This is a genomic window from Gulosibacter chungangensis, from assembly GCF_008831155.1.
GTDB lineage: Bacteria > Actinomycetota > Actinomycetes > Actinomycetales > Microbacteriaceae > Gulosibacter > Gulosibacter chungangensis.
Map to the genome: position 1 here is coordinate 1 of NZ_WBKB01000017.1, position 1645 is coordinate 1645.

The 1645-nt window shown below is 60.1% G+C and carries 1 protein-coding gene; it reads left to right on the forward strand.

Translation table 11 applies throughout. The features are described 5' to 3' along the window. The first annotated feature begins 112 nt into the window (after positions 1-112). Positions 113-1639 carry an IS1634 family transposase gene (locus tag F8O05_RS14695; protein WP_158053506.1) on the forward strand — a complete coding sequence of 509 codons (1527 nt, stop codon included), beginning with the start codon at positions 113-115 and terminating at the stop codon, positions 1637-1639. Positions 1640-1645: the final 6 nt, after the last annotated feature.

Here is a 1645-nt window from a genome sequence, read left to right on the forward strand (position 1 = left end):
ACCTGACTTAGGTCATGGTTTTGGGTTTTCAGTTTTCACTCGTTGCTGACCTGGGGTTTTGGGTTTCGTTTCGCGTGGATTTGCGCACTAAATCGGTGCGTATCATGAGGGAATGTCGCCGCACATCCGGGTCGTGACCACCGCGTCCGGGGCTCGCGCTGTCCAAATCGTGTACTCCCGCAAGGGCGGTAAACGCGACCTCGAACACATCGGCTCCGCGCACACCGACGCGGAACTTGAACTGCTCAAAGCCACCGCCCAACAACGCCTCACCGCGGACCAGCCCGAACTCGACCTCGACCTCGACGGTGGTGATCCGGCCCCGAAAAACGCACCGTTACCGATTTCCTCGACCAGGATGGGGCCGCTGCTGGACGGCCTGGACCACGCCTACCAAGCACTCGGACTCGATGCTGCTGCCGATCACGACGAGATCTTCCGCAAACTCGTGTTCGCCCGATTGATCGAACCCACCAGCAAGCTCGATTCCTTACGGGTCATGAGCGAAGTCGGCCTCGACGCCCCCTCCTACCGCACCGTCACGCGGGCCCTACCGACGTACGCGACCGAAAAGTTCCGGGGCGCACTATCCCGCGCCTGCGCGGCACGAGCAGGCCTCGGGCCAAACGCGCTCGTACTTTTCGATGTATCAACGTTATATTTTGAAACCCAAGAAGGTGATGGTTTCCGGGAACCCGGGTTCTCCAAAGAACGACGACTGGAACCACAAATCACCATCGGACTCCTCACAAACGCGGCAGGATTCCCGCTGCAACTAGACGCGTTCGAAGGAAACACCGCCGAAACCAAAACCATGCTCCCGGTGATCAACGCGTTCCGCCGCCAATACGAGCTGGAGCACGTCACGGTCGTCGCCGACGCCGGGATGCTCTCGCGCCAGAACCGGGTCGATCTGGACACCGCTGGCTTGGGCTACATCATCGGGCAACGCCTGGCCGATATGCCCTGGGTCCTCGAACAATGGCGCAAGGACCACCCTGATGCCCCGCTCGAAGAAGGCATGGTCCTCACCGAACGCACCTACACCGGCACTGCCGGTGCGCGGCGACAACATCGAATCATTTACCAGTATCGGGCCGCGCGGGCCCGTCGAACTTTGCGCGGGATCGACGCGCAGATCGCGAAAGCCGAACGCGCGGTCGCTGGCCGCGCACAACTCAAACGCAACCGGTTCATCACCGTGACTGACGAGTCGCGGGCTGTGAACCGGGAACTGGAAGCCAAAGCCCGATCGTTGGCGGGGTGGAAGGCGTACATCACCAACCTTGATGAGCAGACCGCGTCGAACCAGTTCGTGATCGATGCGTATCACCAGTTATGGCACGTGGAGAAATCCTTCCGAATGTCAAAGCACGATCTCGCGGCAAGGCCGATATTTCATCGACTCAAAGAATCGATCGATGCGCACCTCACGGTGGTGTTCGCTGCGTTGGCCGTTGCCCGACAGATTGAAGCGGTCACGGGCTGGTCATTGAAGAAATTCATCACAACCGCTCGTCGGTATCGCGAGGTCGAGATCACTGTTGGTGGGCACACCGTGACCGCGGCCGACCCGATCCCTGACGATCTTGCCCAGGCCCTCGAAGTGCTAAAGCAAGAGGGCACTAAATTGACCTAAGTCAGG

Coding starts and splice junctions, on each gene's coding strand:
- F8O05_RS14695 (WP_158053506.1), top strand. CDS start 113: ATGTCGCCGCACATCCGGGTCGTGACCACCGCGTCCGGGGCTCGCGCT.